General features: G+C 29.3%; 23 protein-coding genes. All 23 read left to right on the top strand.

What is annotated here, in order from left to right:
• Positions 1-2: 2 nt before the first annotated feature.
• Positions 3-2,087, top strand: coding sequence for an outer membrane protein assembly factor (locus NON08_RS08305; protein WP_256690994.1), 2,085 nt, complete (start codon positions 3-5; stop codon positions 2,085-2,087).
• 27 nt (positions 2,088-2,114) lie between these two features.
• Complete coding sequence (locus NON08_RS08310) at positions 2,115-2,600, top strand: OmpH family outer membrane protein (protein WP_256690995.1); 486 nt, start codon at positions 2,115-2,117, stop codon at positions 2,598-2,600.
• 22 nt (positions 2,601-2,622) lie between these two features.
• On the top strand, positions 2,623-3,621 hold the full coding sequence (gene lpxD, locus NON08_RS08315; RefSeq protein WP_256690996.1) for a UDP-3-O-(3-hydroxymyristoyl)glucosamine N-acyltransferase: 999 nt from the start codon (positions 2,623-2,625) through the stop codon (positions 3,619-3,621).
• Positions 3,622-3,752: 131 nt separating this feature from the next.
• Entirely contained in the window at positions 3,753-4,340 is a 588-nt protein-coding gene (locus NON08_RS08320) for a TIGR03936 family radical SAM-associated protein (RefSeq protein ID WP_256690997.1), read from the top strand.
• Positions 4,341-4,371: 31 nt separating this feature from the next.
• Positions 4,372-5,643, top strand: a complete 1,272-nt coding sequence (gene serS, locus NON08_RS08325; RefSeq protein ID WP_256690998.1) for a serine--tRNA ligase — start codon at positions 4,372-4,374, stop codon at positions 5,641-5,643.
• Positions 5,627-6,100 carry a hypothetical protein gene (locus NON08_RS08330; protein WP_319941556.1) on the top strand — a complete coding sequence of 158 codons (474 nt, stop codon included), beginning with the start codon at positions 5,627-5,629 and terminating at the stop codon, positions 6,098-6,100. Before serS ends, NON08_RS08330 begins: the two co-directional genes overlap by 17 nt.
• A 72-nt stretch (positions 6,101-6,172) precedes the next feature.
• Positions 6,173-7,150 carry a class II fructose-1,6-bisphosphate aldolase gene (gene fba / locus NON08_RS08335; protein ID WP_256691000.1) on the top strand — a complete coding sequence of 326 codons (978 nt, stop codon included), beginning with the start codon at positions 6,173-6,175 and terminating at the stop codon, positions 7,148-7,150.
• A gap of 145 nt (positions 7,151-7,295) precedes the next feature.
• A complete protein-coding gene (locus tag NON08_RS08340) occupies positions 7,296-7,790 on the top strand; it encodes a complex I 24 kDa subunit family protein (protein WP_256691001.1) in 495 nt (164 codons plus the stop codon).
• Between the two features lie 39 nt (positions 7,791-7,829).
• Entirely contained in the window at positions 7,830-9,617 is a 1,788-nt protein-coding gene (nuoF, locus tag NON08_RS08345; protein WP_256691002.1) for an NADH-quinone oxidoreductase subunit NuoF, read from the top strand.
• 12 nt (positions 9,618-9,629) lie between these two features.
• A complete protein-coding gene (locus NON08_RS08350; RefSeq protein ID WP_256691003.1) occupies positions 9,630-11,384 on the top strand; it encodes an NADH-dependent [FeFe] hydrogenase, group A6 in 1,755 nt (584 codons plus the stop codon).
• 141 nt (positions 11,385-11,525) lie between these two features.
• Positions 11,526-12,629: a M20/M25/M40 family metallo-hydrolase gene (locus tag NON08_RS08355; protein WP_256691005.1), complete on the top strand. Its 1,104-nt coding sequence runs from the start codon at positions 11,526-11,528 to the stop codon at positions 12,627-12,629.
• A 2-nt stretch (positions 12,630-12,631) separates the two neighbouring features.
• Positions 12,632-13,438, top strand: a complete 807-nt coding sequence (gene mreC, locus NON08_RS08360; RefSeq protein ID WP_256691006.1) for a rod shape-determining protein MreC — start codon at positions 12,632-12,634, stop codon at positions 13,436-13,438.
• Positions 13,435-13,989, top strand: a complete 555-nt coding sequence (locus NON08_RS08365; protein ID WP_256691007.1) for a LolA family protein — start codon at positions 13,435-13,437, stop codon at positions 13,987-13,989. The genes mreC and NON08_RS08365 overlap by 4 nt, the downstream gene beginning before the upstream one ends.
• Positions 13,986-14,690 carry a DNA repair protein RecO gene (gene recO, locus NON08_RS08370; protein ID WP_256691008.1) on the top strand — a complete coding sequence of 235 codons (705 nt, stop codon included), beginning with the start codon at positions 13,986-13,988 and terminating at the stop codon, positions 14,688-14,690. The genes NON08_RS08365 and recO overlap by 4 nt, the downstream gene beginning before the upstream one ends.
• The gene (locus NON08_RS08375) at positions 14,684-15,154 is read left to right on the top strand and encodes a PTS sugar transporter subunit IIA (protein WP_256691010.1); all 471 of its coding nucleotides are present in this window, start codon (positions 14,684-14,686) and stop codon (positions 15,152-15,154) included. Before recO ends, NON08_RS08375 begins: the two co-directional genes overlap by 7 nt.
• A gap of 9 nt (positions 15,155-15,163) precedes the next feature.
• A complete protein-coding gene (gene nrdR / locus NON08_RS08380; protein ID WP_256691011.1) occupies positions 15,164-15,625 on the top strand; it encodes a transcriptional regulator NrdR in 462 nt (153 codons plus the stop codon).
• Positions 15,622-16,053: a type II 3-dehydroquinate dehydratase gene (gene aroQ / locus NON08_RS08385; RefSeq protein WP_256691012.1), complete on the top strand. Its 432-nt coding sequence runs from the start codon at positions 15,622-15,624 to the stop codon at positions 16,051-16,053. Before nrdR ends, aroQ begins: the two co-directional genes overlap by 4 nt.
• Positions 16,054-16,061: 8 nt before the next feature.
• The gene (gene fmt / locus NON08_RS08390; RefSeq protein ID WP_256691013.1) at positions 16,062-16,994 is read left to right on the top strand and encodes a methionyl-tRNA formyltransferase; all 933 of its coding nucleotides are present in this window, start codon (positions 16,062-16,064) and stop codon (positions 16,992-16,994) included.
• 23 nt (positions 16,995-17,017) lie between these two features.
• Complete coding sequence (locus tag NON08_RS08395) at positions 17,018-17,671, top strand: redox-sensing transcriptional repressor Rex (protein WP_256691014.1); 654 nt, start codon at positions 17,018-17,020, stop codon at positions 17,669-17,671.
• Positions 17,672-17,673: 2 nt separating this feature from the next.
• Positions 17,674-18,528, top strand: a complete 855-nt coding sequence (folD, locus tag NON08_RS08400) for a bifunctional methylenetetrahydrofolate dehydrogenase/methenyltetrahydrofolate cyclohydrolase FolD (protein WP_256691015.1) — start codon at positions 17,674-17,676, stop codon at positions 18,526-18,528.
• 13 nt (positions 18,529-18,541) lie between these two features.
• A complete protein-coding gene (locus NON08_RS08405) occupies positions 18,542-18,982 on the top strand; it encodes an ACT domain-containing protein (RefSeq protein WP_256691016.1) in 441 nt (146 codons plus the stop codon).
• A 9-nt stretch (positions 18,983-18,991) separates the two neighbouring features.
• Entirely contained in the window at positions 18,992-19,450 is a 459-nt protein-coding gene (gene accB, locus NON08_RS08410) for an acetyl-CoA carboxylase biotin carboxyl carrier protein (RefSeq protein ID WP_256691017.1), read from the top strand.
• Positions 19,451-19,584: 134 nt separating this feature from the next.
• On the top strand, positions 19,585-20,844 hold the full coding sequence (locus NON08_RS08415) for a hemolysin family protein (protein ID WP_256691018.1): 1,260 nt from the start codon (positions 19,585-19,587) through the stop codon (positions 20,842-20,844).
• The last annotated feature ends 1 nt before the right edge of the window (position 20,845 follow it).

The raw sequence follows: 20,845 nt of genomic DNA on the forward strand, positions 1-20,845 counted from the left end.
GGATGAAAAAGCACCTAATCGGAATAATATCACTATTAGCTTCAATAGTTTCATTTGGAGCAGAGGGAGAATATTTAGTAAAAGGGGTAGAGTTTAAAAATTTAAATGAAATACCTCAAGATGTTTTAATACAAAAAATGAGTTTAAAAAAAGGTCAAATATTCTCAACAGAGGGATTATTGAGAGACTATAACAACATAAAGAAAAGTGATTATATAGACGAATTAGCTATTTATCCTCAAGTATATGATGGGGGAATAAAATTAGTAGTAGATGTAAAAGAGAAAAAAGATACTAAAGAATTATTAGAAAAGCAAGGAATACTTCCTGCTTCAGAAAGAGAAAGAGTAGATACATCATTAGTGGTTTCAAGTTTAGAAATCATAGGAAGCGTTAATGTTCCTGTAAATGAAGTGGCTAAAAGAATTCCTATTAAAGCTGGAGGATATTTCTCAAAAAATAAAATAATAAAAGGTCAGAGAGAACTTTTAGAAACAGGAATGTATAGAGAAGTAATTCCTGATGTGTACCAATATCCTGAAGGATTAGTAGTAGTTTATTCGGTTATTGAAAATCCAATTATAAATGGTGTCCAAATAACTGGAAATACAAAATATACAACTGAAGAATTGAAAAGTTTGATTAACATAGAGCCTGGAAAAGTATTAAATTTGAATAACCTAAGAGATGCAAGAGATAAAATATTAAAAAAATATAATGAAGATGGATATGTTTTAGCTGAAATTCAAGATATAGATTTAACTGGAGCAAATGATTTAGAGATTGTAATAAATGAAGGAACAGTAGATAAAGTTAACTTTACAAAAATGGTAACAAAACAAAAAGGTCAAAGAAGAAAAGCTACAGATAATTTACTGAAAACTAGAGATTATGTTGTAGAAAGAGAGATCGAAATTCAACCAGGAGAAGTATTCAATATAAATGATTACAATGAAACTGTATCTAACTTAATGAGAACAGGATACTTTAAAAATGTAAAGTATGAGACAAAGCCTGCACCAGGGGAAAACCAAGGGGTAGATTTAGTACTTTTACTTGAAGAGGAAAGAACAGCTACTTTACAAGGAGCAGTATCTTATGGATCGGAAATTGGATTGTTAGGAATGTTATCAGTAAAAGATATGAACTGGAAAGGTAAAGGACAAGAGCTTGGAGTAACATTTGAAAAATCAGATGAAAACTATACAAGTTTCTCAATTAACTTTTCCGATCCTTGGATAAAAGGAACTGATAGAATATCTTGGGGATGGAGTTTATATAAAAACGAATATGAAAATAGCGATAGCGTACTATTTAATGAAACTGATACTTATGGAGCAAAAATAAATATAGGTAAAGGTTTGACGAAGAACTTAAGATTAGGATTAGGAACTAAAGCTGAATATATAACAGAAAAAGCTGATAAATCTGAACTAGCTAATTATACTAATTTTGATGGTGAAAATCTTCTTGATAAATGGGGAGATAAGAGAAGTTATGGATTATTCAGTATCTATCCATCAATAACATATGATACTAGAAATAGTTACTGGAATCCTACATCAGGATGGTATGGAAAGTATCAAGTTGAAGTAGGATATGCTGATACAATTGATTCTGGAACTTTTGCTAATACAACTTTAGAATTAAGAAAATATCACAGAGGTTTCTTTAAAAATAATACATTTGCATATAGAGCTGTAGGAGGAGTAATGACTACAACGACTCCAGAATCTCAAAGATTCTGGGTAGGTGGAGGAAGCACTCTTAGAGGATATGATGGTGGATATTATCAAGGAACACAAAAGATAACAGCAACAATAGAAAATAGAACTCAAATAAATGATGTTTTAGGATTTGTTTTATTCTCAGATATAGGAAGAGCTTGGGATTACCAAGGAGAAGATCCTGGATATTTAAATGAAAAAAGAGATGCCAAATTCCCAGATGATATAGGAACAACAGTTGGGGTTGGATTAAGAGTTAATACACCAGTAGGGCCTTTAAGATTTGATTTTGGATGGCCAGTAGGAAATTCAGAAGAGAGTGGAATGAAATTCTACTTTAATATGGGACAATCATTCTAATAAATATATACATATGGAGGATTTATAATGAAAAAAATAGCAATGTTAGCAATGTTAGCAGCAGTATCAACATCTGCGTTCGCTCTAAAAGTAGGGTATGTAAATAGTCAGGAGCTTTTTGCAAAGTATTCACAAACAAAAGTTATTAGAGATACTTTAACAAAAGAAAAGCAAAATTTAGAAGCTACTTTACAAAAGAAAGAGATTGAACTACAAAAACTTCAGGTTGAATTACAAGGAAAAGGTAAAGATGTAAATGAAGCTGAGAAAAAAGCTTTTGAAGAGAAAGTAACAGCTTTCCAAAAATCTGTGAGAGAATCTCAAGCTAAACTTTCAAATGAAGAGGCTAAAAAAATGCAAGAGATTGATAGATTAATAAATATATCTATTCAAAATGTAGCAAGATCTGAAAAATATGATTATGTTCTTGAGCAAGGAGCAATTAAATTTGGTGGAGAAAATATAACACCAAAAGTATTAAACGTAATGGAAAAAAGTAAAAAGGTAAACTAATTAATATAAAGAGAGGGATAAAATGACTTATAAAATAGATAAGTTAATAACCCTTCTTGAATGTGAGATAAAGGGAGATGCCAAGGTAAACATTACAGGGTTATCTCCCTTTTTTCAAGCTGAAGAAGGAGAAGTAACTTTTGCATCAGATGAGAAATTTTTAAAAAAATTAGATGAAACAAAGGCAAGTGTTGTAATTGTACCTTTTGGGGTGGAGTTACCAGAAAATGGAAAGACTTATTTAATAGTAAAAGATAATCCAAGAGTTTTAATGCCTAAACTTTTATCATTTTTTAAAAGAAAATTGAAGAAAATGGAGAAGTTGATTGAAGATTCCGCAACAATAGGGAAAGAATCAACAATTGGAATAAATACTTATGTTGGTCATAATACAAAAATAGGAAAAAATGTAATAATATATCCAAACACAACAATTTGTGAAGGAGTAGAGATAGGAGATAATACAATTATCTATTCTAATGTTACAATCAGAGAATTCTGTAAAATAGGTGAAGGTTGTGTTATTCAACCGGGAGCAGTTATAGGATCTGATGGATTTGGTTTTGTTAAAATAAATGGAAATAATACAAAAATAGATCAAATAGGTGCTGTAATTCTTGAGGATTTTGTTGAAATAGGTGCAAATACAACTATTGATAGAGGAACAATAGGAAATACGTTAATAAAGAAATATACAAAAATAGATAACTTGGTTCAAATAGCACATAATGATATAATAGGACAAAATTGTCTAATAATATCTCAGGTAGGAATAGCTGGAAGTACAGAAGTAGGGGATAATACAACACTAGGTGGACAAGTTGGAGTTGCAGGACATATTAAAATAGGAAGTAATGTAATGGTTGGAGCTAAATCTGGAATTATTGGAAATGTTGATGACAATCAAATTTTAGCAGGTCATCCATTAATGAATTTAAAAGATGATTTGAAAGTTAAAGCCGCTCAAAAAAAATTACCAGAATTATTAAAAAGAGTAAAAGAGTTAGAAAAAAAGCTTTAATAAAGAAATAAAAGAAAAAAATCTAAAGAGAATTAATTCGACTTTAGATTTTTTATTTTTTTGAAGAAAGGTATTTAATTTAAAGGTGTAACATGATACAATATATTAAAATAAAAAAATGAGGTAGTTTAATGAAAAAAAGAATAACGTTTGATAAGTACGGTGAAATGAGATTTATTTCTCATTTAGACATGCTTAGATTTGCAGATAGATTATTAAAAAAAGCTCATATACCAATGAAATATACTCAAGGATTTCATCCAAGACCAAAAATATCTTTGGGTAATCCAGTATCTTTGGGGACAGAAGCTTTTAATGAACTAATGGATATAGAATTATCAGAAGCAATGAGTAATGAAGAGGTAATGGAGAAAATGAATTCTGCTGCAGTTCCAGGGTTTAAGGTAACTAAAGTAGAAATAGTTGAAGATAAAAAAAGTATTGTAGATGTATATACAAATGCTTTATTTGAAATAACAGGTTCTAAAGAGAATATAGATATATTAGAAAATCTTTTTAAGCAAGAAGAGATAATTGAAAGAAAAGAAAAAAAAGGAAAAATATCTGAAAGAAATTTAGGGGAAAGAGTTAAAGATTTTTCAAGAGTTGAAGATACTATAAATTTAGAATTGGTTAATACTTCACCAAACTCTTTTTTAATTTTAGCTGGAGTAGATATAAAGGATGTACATATAGTAAAAAAAGGTTATAAAATCTAAAATATATAAATAATTATGAAGGAGAAAAGCTATGCTAGATTTAAGATTTATTCGTGAAAACATTGATATGTTACAAGAAATGCTGGTAAACAGAGGAAGCAACATTGATCTTCAAGAGTTTGTAAAATTAGATACAGAGAGAAGAGAGATTTTATCCCAAGTTGAAATGCTAAAAAATAAAAGAAATACAGAGTCTGCAGAAGTAGCTAGAAGAAAAAAAGCTGGAGAAGATGCTTCTGAAATTATAGCAGAGATGGGAAAAGTTTCAGCTCAAATAAAAGAATTAGATGCAAAGCTTGCAGAGGTTGAGGAGAAGGTAACTTATTTTCAAATGACATTACCAAATATGTATCACTCAAGTACTCCAATAGGAAAAGATGAAGATGATAATGTTGAAATAAGAAGATGGGGAACACCTAGAGAGTTTACATTTGAACCAAAAGAACACTGGGAGATTGGAGAGAATCTAGAAATTTTAGACTTTGAAAGAGGAGCTAAATTAGGAGGATCAAGATTTACAGTTTATAGAGGAGCAGCAGCTAGATTAGAAAGAGCTTTAATAAGCTTTATGCTAGATACTCACACAACAGAACATGGTTACACAGAACACTTAACTCCATTTATTGTAAGAAGAGAGATTTGTGAAGGTACTGGGCAACTTCCAAAATTTGAAGAAGATATGTATAAAACAACAGATGATATGTTTTTAATATCAACATCTGAGATAACTTTAACAAATATCCATAGACAAGAAATATTAAATGAAAGCGATTTACCTAAATATTATACAGCATACTCACCTTGTTTTAGAAGAGAAGCAGGATCTTATGGTAGAGATTTAAAAGGTCTAATTAGACAACACCAATTTAATAAGGTTGAAATGGTAAAATTAGCAACTCCTGAAACATCTTATGATGAGTTAGAAAAAATGGTAGTTAATGCAGAAACTATTCTTCAAAGATTAGGATTACCATATAGAGTTATTCAGTTATGTTCTGGAGATATGGGATTTGGAGCAGCTAAAACTTACGATTTAGAAGTTTGGTTACCTGGACAAAATAAATTTAGAGAGATATCTTCTTGTTCAAATTGCGGAGATTTCCAAGCTAGAAGAATGGGATTAAAGTACAGACCAGAAGGAAGTTCGAAAAGTGAGTTCTGTCACACATTAAATGGATCAGGATTAGCAGTAGGAAGAACTTTACTAGCAATTATGGAAAATTACCAGCAAGAGGATGGATCATTCTTAATACCAGAAGTTTTAGTACCATATATGGGTGGTATGACTGTTGTTAAAAAGTAGTCTTTTAATTTTATTTGTTTTGAACTTATTTATTAAAGATATGAAAATTTTAGGGGTTCTTCTTTGCGTGGGAATACTCTTGAATATTATATATAATAAAGAGTTATATAAACATTTAAAGAAATTAAAGTTTCTTATATTTATATATTTAACTACATTTTTAGCTCAAATATATTATCATCAAGAGGGTGAAGTACTTTTTAAAATATTCAATGTATATGTAACAAAGGGTGGAATTTTAAATTTTGCTTCAAGTTTTTTAAGAATAATTAATCTGATTTTGCTGTCGTGGTTAGTTAATACTCAAAATATATTGCCTAAAAGCTTGGCTTCATATCAAAAAATCATTGAAGATGTAATTGAATTGATACCAGAAGTTTTTAAGATATTTAAAAGCAAAAGAAAAATAAAGTGGTTTTTTAGATATATTTTAAGTCAAATAAAGATAAAAAACTAATAGTTTCAAAAATTGATTTTAGTGCAAAAATTTGTTATATTAATAGATGAATAAAATATCAGGAGGAAAATTATGTCATATAATTACAAAGATTTAGGATTATCAAATACTAGAGAAATGTTTGCTAAAGCTAATAAAGAGCATTATGCAGTTCCAGCATTTAACTTCAATAACATGGAGCAAATGTTAGCAATCGTAGAAGCATGTGCTGAGATGGGATCACCAGTTATATTACAATGTTCAACAGGAGCATTAAAATATATGACAAAAGAGGTTACTCCGTTATTAGCTAAAGCAGCTGTAGATAGAGCAAGAGCTATGGGATCAGATATTCCAGTGGCACTTCACTTAGATCATGGACCAAACTTAGAAGCAGTAAAAGCTTGTATAGATGCAGGATTCTCATCAGTAATGATTGATGGATCTCACTATTCTTTTGACGAGAATATTGCTATTACAAAAGAAGTTGTTGAGTACGCAAAGAAATTTGACGTAACAGTAGAGGCTGAGTTAGGAGTTTTAGCTGGAGTAGAGGACGATGTTGTTGCTGAGCACAGTATCTTCACTAATCCTGATGAAGTAGAAGAGTTTGTTTCAAAAACAGGAGTAGATTCATTAGCTATCGCTATTGGAACTTCACATGGAGCTCACAAATTCAAACCTGGAACAAATCCAAAGTTAGAGTTAGAAATATTAGCTGAAATCGAAAGAAGAATCCCAGGATTCCCAATCGTATTACACGGATCATCAGCAGTACCTCAAAAATACGTTGAAGAGATCAAAAAATATGGTGGAGTATTAAAAGACGCTATTGGAATCCCTAACACTGAGTTAATGGGAGCAGCAAAATCAGGTGTTGCAAAAATAAACGTAGATACAGATGGAAGACTTGCATTTACAGCAGGAGTAAGAAGAGTATTTGCTGAGCAACCTGGAGAGTTCGACCCAAGAAAATACTTAGGTGTTGCAAAAGAAGAGATGAAATCATACTATAAAGAAAAAATTAAAGAAGTTTTCGGATCAGAGAACGCTTACAAAGCAGCAAAATAATAGTTTAAACCTGTAGAGTTATTTCTACAGGTTTTTTTTATTTGAATAAATTAAAATTGTCTTAAGTATTGATTTTTTAAAAAAAATATAGTAATAAAATAGAATAATTCTTTGAAGGGATTTTTAAGTAAAACAGGAGGTAAAAATGGCTTGTGATAATAAGTTAAAAAAAGAGATGTTTGAAGAGTTAAAGAAGTATATAGATGAAATTGGGGAAAAAAATGGAGCTTTAATATCAGTTCTTCATAAAGGACAAGAGATATTCGGATATCTTCCTCAAGAGATACAAGAGTTTATAGCAAAAGAGATGAATATTCCTATAGCTAAAGTATATGGTGTAGTTAGTTTTTATCATTTTTTCTCTATGACTCCAAAAGGGAAACATCCAATATCAGTTTGTATGGGAACAGCTTGCTATGTTAGAGGAGCAGAAAAAGTTTTAAATAGTGTAAAAAATTATTTAGGAATTGATGTCGGAGAGACTACAGAGGATGGTTTGTTTTCTATAGATGCACTGAGATGCGTTGGAGCTTGTGGATTAGCACCAGTAGTGTTAATTGGAAAAGATGTTTATGGAAAAGAACAAGTAAAAGATATGAAAAAAATATTAGAGAAATATAGAAAAGAATCGGTAGGATAAAGATTAAAGTTACATTAAAAGTATTTTAGGAGGCTAATTATGAAAGAAAATAAGAAAATACTTGTTTGTGGTGGTACTGGTTGTTTGTCTGCAAAAGGAGCAGAAATTGTAAAAAATTTAAGAGATTCAATTAGAGAGCATAGCTTAGAAAATGAAGTTGAAGTTATTCAAACAGGATGCTTTGGATTTTGTGAAAAGGGACCTATCGTTAAAATAATGCCAGAGAATACATTTTACATTGAAGTAAAACCGGAAGACGCAGAAAGAATTATAGTTGAAGACATAATTAGTGAAAAAAGAATAATAGAACTTTTATATATTGATCCTAAAAATGGAGAAAGAGTTTTTGAAGGCGAAAATATGGAGTTTTATAAAAAACAGGTAAGAATTGCACTGAAAAACTGTGGAACTATTGATCCAGAATCTATCGAACAATATATGGCTGCAGAAGGATATGCAGCTTTAAAAAAGATTTTAACTACAATGACACCAGAAAATGTTGTTAAAATAATTAAAGACTCTGGTCTTAGAGGAAGAGGTGGAGGAGGATATTCAACAGGTTTAAAATGGGAATTTGCCTCAAAAAATATATCAGATCAAAAGTATATAGTGTGTAATGCTGACGAAGGAGATCCAGGAGCATTTATGGACAGATCTATTTTAGAGGGAGATCCACATAGTGTAATAGAAGGAATGATCATAGCTGGATATGCGATTGGAGCTACAGAAGGATTGGTATATATAAGAGCTGAATATCCTTTAGCTATAGAAAGATTAAGAAAAGCTATAGAAACAGCTAGAAAAAATAAAATACTAGGAGAAAATGTATTTGGAACAGATTTTAAATTTGATATTGAAATAAAATATGGAGCAGGAGCATTTGTTTGCGGTGAAGAAACAGCCTTAATCCATTCTATGGAGGGTGGAAGAGGAGAACCAACAACAAAACCACCATATCCTGCTGAATCAGGATATTGGGGGAAACCAACAATAGTTAATAATGTTGAAACATTAGCAAATATAGCTCAAATAATACTAAAAGGAGTAGATTGGTTTAGAAGTATTGGAACAAAAAATTCCCCTGGAACAAAAGTATTTGCTTTAGCAGGAAAAATAAATAATGTAGGATTAGTTGAAGTACCTATGGGAACAACTTTAAGGGAGGTTATTTTTGAGATTGGTGGAGGAATAAAAAATAATAAGAAGTTTAAAGCTGTTCAGACTGGTGGACCATCTGGAGGGTGCTTAACTGAAAAAGATTTAGATACACCAATTGATTTTGATACTCTTTTAGCAAAAGGATCTATGATGGGATCAGGTGGAATGATTGTAATGGATGAAGACGATTGCATGGTAGCAGTGTCTAAATTTTACTTGGAATTTACAGTTGATGAATCTTGTGGTAAATGTGCACCATGTAGAATAGGAAATACTAGACTATGGGAAATTTTAGATAGAATAACTAAAGGAGAGGGTAAAGAAGAGGATATAGCATTACTAAAAGAGTTATCTCAAACAATAAAAACAACATCTCTTTGTGGATTAGGACAAACATCTCCAAATCCAGTACTTTCAACAATAAATCAATTTTTAGATGAATATTTAGAGCATATACATGAAAAGAAATGTAGAGCAGGTCAATGTCAAGCATTAAGAAAATATTTAATAAATGATAAGTGTGTTGGATGTACTGCTTGTGCAAGAGTTTGTCCAGTAGCTTGTATAGAAGGAAAAGTAAAAGAAAGACATGTGATAGATCAAACTAGATGCATAAAATGTGGTGCATGTTATAATGCTTGTAAATTTAATGCAATTGATGTAGCTTAGTGGAGGTAATTTATGAAAAATGTTATTGTTATAATAGATGGTAAAGAGGTCGAAGCTTTAGCAGGAACAACGATATTAGAAGCAGCTAAAACAGCTGGAATAAGAATACCTAGCTTATGTTACATGAATATTCCAGAAATTGGATTTAAAAATGACTGTGCATCATGTAGAATATGTGTAGTAGAGGTAGTGGGACGAAAAAATTTAGTGCCAGCTTGTGCTACTCCAGTATCTCCTGGAATGATAATAAATACAAATACTATGGAAGTTTTAGAAAAAAGAAGAAATGTGTTAGAACTAATGTTATCAAATCATCCAACAGACTGCCTAATATGTGCAAAGAATGGAAAATGTGATTTACAGACATTAGCAATGGAATTTGGAATTAGAGATATAAGATTTAAAGGTAAAATATTCGAGTATAGAAGAGAGGTTTCTCCCTCTATAGTTAGAGATTTAGATAAATGTATAATGTGTAGAAGATGTGAAAATATGTGTAATAACATTCAAAAATGTCAAGTTTTATCAGCTATTAATAGGGGATTTAAATCAGTTGTATCCACAGCTTTTGAATCAGATTTGGATAAAACAAATTGTACATTCTGTGGGCAATGCGTTGCAGTTTGTCCAGTAGGAGCTCTTTATGAAAAAGATTATACTTGGGAACTTATAAAAGATATAGCAAATCCGAGAAAAAGAGTAACAGTTCAAGTTGCTCCTGCAGTTAGAGTTGCTATAGGTGAAGAGTTCGGGTTTGAACCAGGAACAGATGTTACTGGAAAATTAGTTTCAGCATTAAAAAAATTAGGATTTGATGATGTTTTTGACACAGATTATGCAGCTGATTTAACTATAATGGAAGAGGCTGCTGAATTTAAACAAAGATTAGAGAAATATTTAAATGGAGATAAAAATGTCAAGTTACCAATATTAACATCATGTTGTCCTGCATGGGTTAATTTTATAGAACATCATTATCCTGAGATGCTTGATATCCCGTCTTCAGCTAAGTCACCTCAACAAATGTTTGGAGCAGTACTTAAAAATATATGGGGACCAGCAAGGGGTATAAAAAGAGATGAGATAATAAATGTATCAATAATGCCTTGTTTGGCAAAAAAATATGAGTCATCAAGACCTGAATTTTTTACTGATGGAGTTCCAGATGTTGATTATTCTATATCAACAAGAGAGTTAGCTCATCTTTTAAAGCAATCAAATATAGATCTGAATAAAATGGAAGAATCAGAGTTTGACAATCCTTTGGGATACTCAACTGGAGCAGCAGTAATTTTTGGTAGAACAGGTGGAGTAATTGAAGCTGCAACGAGAACTCTCTATGAATGGATGACAAATGAAACTCTTGAAGAAGTAGATTTTAAATCTATGAGAGGTATGGAAGGAATAAAAATAAGTGAAGTAAAAGTTGGCGATACGCTTGTAAAAATAGGAATAGCTAATGGTTTATCAGCAGCGAGAGATATATTAGATAAAGTTAAATCTGGAGAAGAGTTCTTCCATGCAATTGAAATAATGGCTTGCAAAGGAGGATGCGTAGGAGGAGGGGGACAACCTTACCATCATGGAAATTTTGAAAAAGTAGTCAAAAGAGCTGAAGGATTACAAAGTATAGATAATGGAAAAACGTTTAGAAAATCACATGAAAATCCATACATTCAATCATTGTATGAAAAATATTTAGAACAGCCTTTAAGTTCAGAAGCTCATAGAATACTACACACAAAATATTACGCTAAAAAAAATTAAAATCAAATAAAAATAACAGAAAAAAATAACAGTAGTACCTAACTACTGTTATTTTTGTTACCTTTAACTCTTTACAAAGGAATGACAATGTAATATAATCTAGGGAAGAATATTAAAAATAAATGACCTGTGGGAGGGCAAATGATAAAAGAAACTAGATTAGTAGAAAATTTTTTAGATATGGTAAAGATTTCATCTCCTTCAAAAAATGAGAGAGCTATGGGAGATTATTTATTAAAAGTTCTTAAAGAGTTAGGGTTAGAAGTAAAAGAGGACAACGCAGGAGAGGTTAACGGTGGAAACTGTGGAAATATAATTGGAGTTTTAAAAGCTTCTGGAAAGAAGAAATATCTATTTAGTGCACACATGGATACTGTAGTACCATGTGAAAAAATAGTTCCTGTAATAGAAAATGGGATTATAAAATCAGATGGAACATCTATATTAGGTGGAGACGACAAAGGTGGAATTGCATCTATTATAGAGATGTTAAGAGTTATAAAAGAAAATAATCTAGAGCATCCAGAAATTATAGTGGTATTTTCTATGGGAGAGGAAATTGGATTATTAGGTTCAAAATCATTTGATATTGAAAACTATGGCGTAGATTATGGATTCATTCTTGATTCAAGTGGAAAACCAGGAAAAATAATTACAAAAGCTCCATCAGCAGCAAGAGGAAAAATAACTATAATAGGAAAACCAGCTCATGCAGGAATATCTCCTGAAAGTGGAATAAATGCTTTAACAGTTGCTGCTCATGCAATAACAAAGATAAAGCTAGGAAGAATAGATGCAGAGACAACATCTAATATAGGAGTTGTAAATGGAGGTCAAGCGACTAATATTGTTATGCCATCAGTTGAATTAGATTATGAGGCAAGAAGTCTTTCAAATGATAAATTAGAAAATTTATTAGCAGAGACATTTGAAATATTTGAAAAAACATGTGATGAATTTGGAGCTAAATTAGAAAATAATGTTCAGGTTGAATATCCAGGATTTTCATTAGATGATAAAGAGGATGTCGTAAAGATTGTAAAAATAGCTTGTGAAAAAGTAGGAATAGAAAGTGAAACAGCATCATCTGGTGGAGGAAGTGATACTAATATCTACAATAGTAAAGGGGTTCCTAGTGTAAACCTAGCTGTAGGAATGACTAAGGTTCATACTTTAGAGGAGTATATTGAGATAAAAGATTTAGTAAATCTATCAAAAATATTAGTTGAAATTGTAAAAGGTTAAAGATGAAGATAGGAAAGAAAAAAGGTAAGGTACTAAATATATTATATATTTTTATAATTTTAATGGTTGTAGCTTTTTTTGCGAAGGATGTATTTAACTACACAATGACTGGAATTGAAGAGGTTTTACTACCTCTTCAATCTAAAATTTATTTTTTAGGGAAAAAAGCAAAGGAAAGTACAGAAAGTGTTATAAATTATAAAGAGTTAATAAATGAAAATAACAAACTAAAATATACAATAGCTGAAAAATCTTTAGTTGAGCAAAAAAATCAAAGATTATTGGAAGAAAATGATCGTTTGAGAGAGCTATTAGATATGAAAGATCGTTTCAAATTTAAATTTAAAGTAGGTAAGATTAGTTTTCAACAAACTAGAGAGATGTTTGAAAGTTTTGCTATAAATATAGGTGAAATTGAGGGTATAAAAAAAAATATGCCAGTTCTATATAATGAATCACTAATAGGTAAAGTAGAAAAGGTATTTAAAAATTATTCTGTAGTTCAAATGATAACATTTCAAGACTCTGTAGTTAGTGCAAATGCAGGAGAAAATACAGTTGGAATTGTGAAAGGAAATAGAAGTGATGAATTAATATTTGAACCAGTTTCTTTTCATGAAGCTCAATTGAAAGTAGGGGATAAAGTTTATACTTCAGGGATTAGTGATATTTATCCAAAGGATCTTTATATTGGAGAGATATGTGAAGTAAGAAAAAAATATGAGGATAATGTGGAATATTTAGTTAAATTACCATTTAATATAACGGATATGAACGAAATTATAGTTCTCACAGAGGTGGATAGATGATAAAAAAAATATTTCTTTTTTTAGTAATAGGAACATCAATTTTAGCATCGTCTAAAAGAATTTCAGATATAAAAGATATTTATTCAACAGTTAAAGAAACTGTGTACTTAAATGGAGATAAAAAAGAAAAAGAGTATAAAATAGAATATATTTCTCCAGACTATCTTAGAAAAGAAGTGGTTGCACCAAATGTAAATAAAGGAGAAATTTTTCAATATGAAAATGGTAAGTCCTTAGTTTATATTCCTTTATTTGATGAGGTCTCACAAAATAATAGTGAAGATGTGAGTAATTTTTTATCAATTATAAAAGATTTGAAAAATAAAGATCAAAATGATAAAAAATTTATAGATAACTATTATTTGAAAAAAGTGAAAGAATTAAAATATAAAGATAATTATAAAATAAAAATAAAAGAATATAAAAAAGTTGATGGTTATTTACTTCCTATAAAAATGGAGATATTTGAAAAAGAAAGTAAAGTAGCCGACTTAGACTTAAAAGATACAAAAGTTAATAGTGACCTTAAAAGAAAGGAACTGAAAAAATGAAATTTATAAAAACTAAAGGATTGATAATAAAAAAGGTAGATTTTGGAGAAGGAGATAGAATAATAACTATTTTTTCTGAAAGTTTTGGAAAAATTGATCTTTTAGTTAAGGGAATTAGAAAAAGTAAAAAAAGAGACCAGAGTTCGGTAGATTTATTGACTCTATCAAATTTTACATTTTATAAAAAAGGTGATAATTTTATACTTAATACAATAGATTCGATAGATTTTTTTTATGATTTAAAAAAAGATATAGAAAAATTAGAAATAACATCTTATATTCTTTCTATTATTAATGAGTTAGTCTTGCCAGGAGAGAGGAAAAAAGAGTTTTTTCAACGAATAGAAAAAGCTTTGTATTTTATTATAAAAAATGATACAAATAAAAATTTTCTTATGATTTTAAAAATGCTGAATTGGATTATAAAAAATGAAGGTTACAGAATTGATATATCAGGAGAAAAATATTTTAATATATCTGAATCTGTAATAACAGATTTAGGAGATTCTAAAGTTATCCCTTTAAAAAAAGAGTTGTTTGAAGTGTTGTCAAATATAGAGGAGAGGGTATTGATATATCAAATGGAAATAAAATTAGATATTTTAGTTGATGCCATTACTCTTTATGAAAAATATATAAACTATCATTTAGATACGAAATTAAATCTAAAGAAACATTTATTTGGAGGTTACTCATGTTAAACATAGTTAAAATAACTGATTATATGTCAGAAGAACTAATATTACTTAATCTAAAAGCAAAAAATAAAGATGAAGCTTTAAAAGAATTATCAGCTTTAATAGGTAAGTCAGAAAAAATAGAAAAAAAAGATGTTATTTATAAAGCTCTTTTAGAAAGGGAAAATTTAGGAAGTACAGGAATAGGGAAGGGAGTAGCAATACCACATGCAAAAACTGATGCTGCTCAAAGTTTAACAATAGCTTTTGGAATAAGTAGAGAAGGAGTAGATTTTAAATCTTTAGATCAAGAAAAAGTAAAAATATTTTTTGTATTTGCATCACCATTTAAAGATAGTCAAATTTATTTAAAAGTACTGGCAAGAATTTCAAGGTTAATAAGAGATGAAAATTTTAGAGAGAAGCTTTTAAATTGTGAAAATGCAAAAGAAATATTAGAGTGTATAGACAAAGAGGAAGCTTTATAGGGAGAGAGTATGAGATGTCCATTTTGTAATAGTGAAGACACAAAAGTAATAGATAGTAGAGCATTTTCAGAAAATAACTCAATAAAAAGAAGAAGAGAGTGTAATAGTTGTGAAAGAAGATTCACAACATATGAAAGAATAGAAGAAAATCCAATTTATGTTGTGAAAAAAAATAAAAGTAGAGAAAAATTTAATAAAGAAAAACTACTTAGAGGGTTAGAAAGAGCAACTAATAAAAGAAATATAAGTAGAGATGATTTAGAGAAATTTATTGCTGATGTGGAGAAAATAATACAAAACACTTTAAAAAATGAGATAACAACACAAGAATTAGGGGAGATTGTACTAGAGAAATTAAAGGATTTAGATGAAGTTGCATATGTTAGGTTTGCATCTGTATATAAAGAATTTGATGATATAAAATCTTTTATCGATATTGTTGAAGATATTAAAAAGGATAAAAAAATATGAAAATTTTAATAATAAATGGACCAAATTTAAATTTTTTAGGTAAGAGAGAACCTGAGATATATGGAAGTAAAACTTTAGAAATGATAAATAATGAAATTGAATTATTTGGAAAAAAATGTAAAATGGAGATAGAATTTTTTCAATCTAATCATGAAGGATTTATAATCGATCGAATACAACAGGCTTATGATAAAATTGATTATTTAATAATTAATCCAGGAGCATTGACACATTATGGAATTGGAATAAGGGATGCAATTTTGTCAACTAACTTAAAAACCATAGAGGTTCATTTATCAAATGTATACTCTAGAGAAGAGTTTAGACATAAATCTGTAATATCAGATATATGCATAGGGAAAATTACTGGATTCGGTTCAGAAGGCTATAAAATGGCTCTTCAATATTTAAGTAGTTTAAAAAAATAGGAGGCAAAATGAGAATTTTATTTATGGGAACTCCAGAGTTTGCAGTTCCATCATTAGATACTTTAAGAAAAAAACATAATATTATAGGTATATTTACAAAAGTAGATAAACCAAATACGAGAGGAAAAAAAGTAAAATATACACCAGTAAAGGAATATGCTTTAGAAAATAATATACCTATATATCAACCTAATTCTTTGAAAACTGAGGATACGTTTAATTTAATAAAGGAATTAAATCCAGATTTAATAGTAGTAGTAGCTTATGGAAAAATAATTCCAAATAATATAATAGAATTTCCAAAGTTTGGAATAATAAATGTACACTCTTCGTTACTTCCAAAATTTAGAGGAGCAGCGCCAATAAATGCAGCTATAATAGCTGGTGAAAAAGAAAGCGGTGTTACAATAATGGATATAGCAGAGGAGCTTGATGCAGGGGATATAATTTTAAAAGGAACAACACCAATTTATGAAGAAGATACGTTCTTAACATTACATGATAGATTAAAAATTATTGGTGCAGAAAAATTAGATGAGGCAGTTGACCAAATAGAAGCTGGAACAGCTAAAAGAGAAGTTCAGAAACATGAAGAAGCAACATTTGTTAAACCTTATAAAAAAATAGATTGTTTAATTGATTGGAATAAAACAAAAGAAGAAATTTTTAATTTTGTAAGAGGAATGAATCCTTTTCCAACAGCTTATACTCATCATAATGAGAAAGTTTTAAAAGTTTATGGTGTAGAGAAACTTGATAAAATCTATGAAAATGGGGAAAATGGAGAGATTGTAGATTCTATAAAAGGAAAAGGATTTGTAGTTAAGGTTAATAATGGAAGTGTTATTTTAACTGAGATTAAGCCAGAGAATAAAAAAAGCATATCTGGAAAAGACAGTATAAATGGAAACCTATTCAAAATAGGTGAAGTTTTAAAATAAAAAATATCGGGGGGAGAGGTTATATGATAAAAACTTCAGAAAAAAAAGAAAAGATTTCAAAAAAAACTATACAAAGATTGACAATGTATTTAAAATGCTTAGAAAAGTTTTCACCAGATGATTATATTTCATCTGAAGAAATGGGAGTTTTGTTAGGAGTAACAGCAGCTCAAATAAGAAAGGACTTTTCTAACTTTATAATGGATTTAGATTCTTGTATAGGAATAAGGGGTAAAGGGTATAACGTAAAGTGTCTTTACGAAATGATTGAAGATATATTGGGAATAAATAAACAAAACAATGTAATAATTGTTGGAGCAGGAAAATTGGGAAATGCTATTTTACTAGAAGGAGATATAGAAAAACCAAGATTTAATATTGTTGGAATTTTTGATATAACAAAAAGTAGAATTGGAAAAGAATATAAAGGAATAAAAATTAGTAGTGTAAGTGATATTCCTAAAATAGCTTCTGAGCAAAAGATAGATATGGCTATAATAACAGAAAATAAATCTATTGCTCAGCAAGTTACAGATATAGTTACACAATCTGGAATTAAAGCAATATTAAATTTAACTTCTCTAGAAATTAAAGTACCAAGAGATGTTGTTATAGAACATATAGATTTAAATAGAAAGCTCCAAGAGTTAAATTATTGGAAAGAAAAGGCGGAATAGTAATGAAAATTTTAGATGGTAAATATGTATCTCAAAAGGTAAGAGATTTAATAAAGAAAGAGATAATTGAGATAAAAGAAACTAAGGGAAAAGTACCAGGATTAGCAGTAATACAGGCAGGAGATAATTTAGCATCTAAAATTTATGTAAATTCTAAAATAAAACAATGTGCAGAGGTAGGAATAGAATCAAAAAACTTTATTATGCCAAGTGATGTTACAGAAAAAGAACTTTTAGAAAAAATAGAAGAATTAAATAAAGATGAAACAATAGATGGAATTTTAGTTCAATTGCCATTACCAGATCATATAGATACGCCCAAAGTTATTGAAGCTATTGATATAAGTAAAGATGTAGATGGTTTCAAACCTGAAAATTTAGGAAAAGTAGTTTTAGGAGATGAGACAGCTTTGATTTCATGTACACCAGCAGGTATTTTAAGATTATTTGAAGAATATGAAATCGAATTAGAAGGAAAAGATGTTGTTGTTATAGGAAGAAGTAATATTGTTGGAAAACCGATGACAGCACTTTTAATAAATGAAGGAGCAACAGTAACTGTTTGTAATAGTAAAACAAAAAATCTTGCAGATAAAACAAAAAATGCGGATGTTGTAATAGTAGCTATAGGAAAAGGAAACTTTTTAAAAGGTGATATGATAAAAAATGATGCTATTATAATTGATGTTGGAATAAATAGAGATAAAGATAATAAAATTTGCGGAGATGTAGACTTTGAATCTGTAAAGAGCAAAGTATCATATATAACACCTGTTCCAGGGGGAGTAGGGCCTATGACTATTGCAATGTTACTTAACAATACATTAAAAGCATTTAAAATTGGAAAAAAAATATAGGGGAGAGATTAAAATGGAGAAAAAAGAGTTTTACATTGTAGATAAAAGGATATTACCAAATTCTATTCAGAGTGTTATAAAGGTAAATGAAATAGTTCAAGCTGAAAAAATTTCAAAATATGAAGCTATAAAAAGAGTTGGAATAAGCAGAAGTACTTATTATAAATATAAAGATTATATAAAACCATTTTTTGAAGGTGGAAAAGAAAAGGTATTTAGTATTCACTTATCATTAGTAGATAAACCAGGAATTTTAGCAAGAGTTTTAGATATTATAGCTGGGGAACAAATGAATATCTTAACAATTGTTCAAAATATAGCTATAGATGGTGTAAGTAGAGTAACGATATCAATTCAAACAACAGAAAATTTACTTAGAAAAATAGAAGAGATGTTAGAAAAAATAAGTTCTTTAGATTCTGTAAAAGAGCTGAGAGTAATAGGTAGTAACTAAGGAGGAACAATGAAATTAGATTTAGAAAGCATAAAAAAATTAGCAAAAAATATAGATGAGCATAATTTATCAGAAATAACTGTAGAAGTTAATGGAACTAAATTAACAATGAAAAAAGAAGAGATCAAGCAAGAAACAGTGACAACAAATATAAAATATATGGAACAACCTGCAGCAATAAGTAAAGATATAACAATAGAAAAAACAGAAAGCTCAGCTGAAGATGTAATAGAAGGACAAGAGATTATATCACCAATGGTTGGAACATATTATTCGGCACCATCTCCAGATTCAGATGATTTTGTTAAAGTTGGAGATAAAATAGAGGTAGGAGATACTGTTTGTATAGTTGAAGCTATGAAGATGATGAATGAAGTTAAATCTCCAATATCAGGAACAATTGTAGCATTAAAATCTGAAAATGGAAAAGCAGTGAAAAAAGGAGACGTATTATTTTTAGTAAAATAGAGGAAAGCGAATAGCTTTCCTTTTTATTCTTTGGAAAGTCTTTTTTTAGAAAGTCCTGTATGTTGTTTTTTATGGAGAATTATGGTAGAATATATAAGTATTCAATTAAAAAATAAGGAAGGTGTAATATAAAGTTGGACACGTATCGTGATATTATTATATTAGTTGTATTGATTTTACTATCTGGTTTTTTTTCAGCCTCAGAAACAGCATTAACGTCTTTTAAAGCAACAGATTTAGAAGACATTGAGAAGTCGAATAAGAAAACAGCACATTTATTAAAAAAGTGGTTAAAAAGTCCAAATGAAATTTTAACAGGAATGCTTTTAGGAAATAATATAGTAAATATTTTAGGATCATCTATTGCTACTGCTTTAGCAATTAATATAATGGGAAATTCTCCTAGAAGTTTAGCAATTGTAACGGCTGTTATGACGGTTTTAATTCTTATATTTGGAGAGATAACACCTAAAATAATGGCCAAAAATAATTCTAAATGGTTCTCAAAATTAGTAATTGGTCCTATTTATTATTTTGGATTATTAATGAAACCTATTGTAAAGATATTAATGTGGACATCAATATTGATTGGAAGAATTTTAGGTGTTGAAGTAAAAACAGAAAATATAATGTTTACAGAGGAAGATTTAATATCTTTTGTAAATGTAGGAGAAGCTGAAGGAATCATTGAAGAGGAAGAGAAGGAAATGATTCATTCAATAGTTGGCTTAGGTGAAACAAATGCTAAAGAAATAATGACACCGAGAACTTCTATGTTTGCAGTTGAAGGAAATAAAACTTTAGATGATATTTGGGAAGAGATGATAGAAGCTGGATTCTCAAGAATTCCGGTTTATGAAGAAACAATAGATAATATAATAGGAGTTTTATATACAAAAGATGTATTGAACTATTTAAAAGAGCACAGTACAGATACACAAGTCAAAGAACTTGTGAGAGAGGCTTATTATGTACCTGAAACAAAATCTATTATCGAAATTTTACAAGAGTTCAAAAGTAAAAAAGTTCATATAGCATTAGTATTAGATGAATATGGTGGAATTGGCGGAGTTTTAACTATAGAAGATCTATTAGAAGAGATTGTTGGTGAAATTCGTGATGAATTCGACAATGAAGAAGAGGAAAGTATAAAAGAGATAGATGATAATAGATATGAAGTTGACGCAATGCTAGATATAGAAACAATAAATAAAAGTTTGAATATAGAGTTACCAATATCAGAGGATTATGAAAGTTTAGGTGGACTTATTATGTCAGAGCTTGGAAAAATTCCAGCAATAGGAGACATAGTGGAGTTTGAAGAAGTTAAATTAATTGTAGTAGAAGTTGAAAAGATGAGAGTGTCTAAGGTAGAGATACAAAGAGGAGAATAAA

The sequence above is a fragment of the Cetobacterium sp. NK01 genome (assembly GCF_024506395.1).
In the GTDB taxonomy this organism is placed as follows: Bacteria; Fusobacteriota; Fusobacteriia; order Fusobacteriales; family Fusobacteriaceae; genus Cetobacterium_A; species Cetobacterium_A somerae_A.

What these genes read in the sequence shown, in the direction of transcription:
- NON08_RS08305 (WP_256690994.1), top strand. Translation starts at nt 3, where the DNA reads ATGAAAAAGCACCTAATCGGAATAATATCACTATTAGCTTCAATAGTT.
- NON08_RS08310 (WP_256690995.1), top strand. Translation starts at nt 2,115, where the DNA reads ATGAAAAAAATAGCAATGTTAGCAATGTTAGCAGCAGTATCAACATCT.
- lpxD (WP_256690996.1), top strand. Translation starts at nt 2,623, where the DNA reads ATGACTTATAAAATAGATAAGTTAATAACCCTTCTTGAATGTGAGATA.
- NON08_RS08320 (WP_256690997.1), top strand. Translation starts at nt 3,753, where the DNA reads ATGAAAAAAAGAATAACGTTTGATAAGTACGGTGAAATGAGATTTATT.
- serS (WP_256690998.1), top strand. Translation starts at nt 4,372, where the DNA reads ATGCTAGATTTAAGATTTATTCGTGAAAACATTGATATGTTACAAGAA.
- fba (WP_256691000.1), top strand. Translation starts at nt 6,173, where the DNA reads ATGTCATATAATTACAAAGATTTAGGATTATCAAATACTAGAGAAATG.
- NON08_RS08340 (WP_256691001.1), top strand. Translation starts at nt 7,296, where the DNA reads ATGGCTTGTGATAATAAGTTAAAAAAAGAGATGTTTGAAGAGTTAAAG.
- nuoF (WP_256691002.1), top strand. Translation starts at nt 7,830, where the DNA reads ATGAAAGAAAATAAGAAAATACTTGTTTGTGGTGGTACTGGTTGTTTG.
- NON08_RS08350 (WP_256691003.1), top strand. Translation starts at nt 9,630, where the DNA reads ATGAAAAATGTTATTGTTATAATAGATGGTAAAGAGGTCGAAGCTTTA.
- NON08_RS08355 (WP_256691005.1), top strand. Translation starts at nt 11,526, where the DNA reads ATGATAAAAGAAACTAGATTAGTAGAAAATTTTTTAGATATGGTAAAG.
- mreC (WP_256691006.1), top strand. Translation starts at nt 12,632, where the DNA reads ATGAAGATAGGAAAGAAAAAAGGTAAGGTACTAAATATATTATATATT.
- NON08_RS08365 (WP_256691007.1), top strand. Translation starts at nt 13,435, where the DNA reads ATGATAAAAAAAATATTTCTTTTTTTAGTAATAGGAACATCAATTTTA.
- recO (WP_256691008.1), top strand. Translation starts at nt 13,986, where the DNA reads ATGAAATTTATAAAAACTAAAGGATTGATAATAAAAAAGGTAGATTTT.
- NON08_RS08375 (WP_256691010.1), top strand. Translation starts at nt 14,684, where the DNA reads ATGTTAAACATAGTTAAAATAACTGATTATATGTCAGAAGAACTAATA.
- nrdR (WP_256691011.1), top strand. Translation starts at nt 15,164, where the DNA reads ATGAGATGTCCATTTTGTAATAGTGAAGACACAAAAGTAATAGATAGT.
- aroQ (WP_256691012.1), top strand. Translation starts at nt 15,622, where the DNA reads ATGAAAATTTTAATAATAAATGGACCAAATTTAAATTTTTTAGGTAAG.
- fmt (WP_256691013.1), top strand. Translation starts at nt 16,062, where the DNA reads ATGAGAATTTTATTTATGGGAACTCCAGAGTTTGCAGTTCCATCATTA.
- NON08_RS08395 (WP_256691014.1), top strand. Translation starts at nt 17,018, where the DNA reads ATGATAAAAACTTCAGAAAAAAAAGAAAAGATTTCAAAAAAAACTATA.
- folD (WP_256691015.1), top strand. Translation starts at nt 17,674, where the DNA reads ATGAAAATTTTAGATGGTAAATATGTATCTCAAAAGGTAAGAGATTTA.
- NON08_RS08405 (WP_256691016.1), top strand. Translation starts at nt 18,542, where the DNA reads ATGGAGAAAAAAGAGTTTTACATTGTAGATAAAAGGATATTACCAAAT.
- accB (WP_256691017.1), top strand. Translation starts at nt 18,992, where the DNA reads ATGAAATTAGATTTAGAAAGCATAAAAAAATTAGCAAAAAATATAGAT.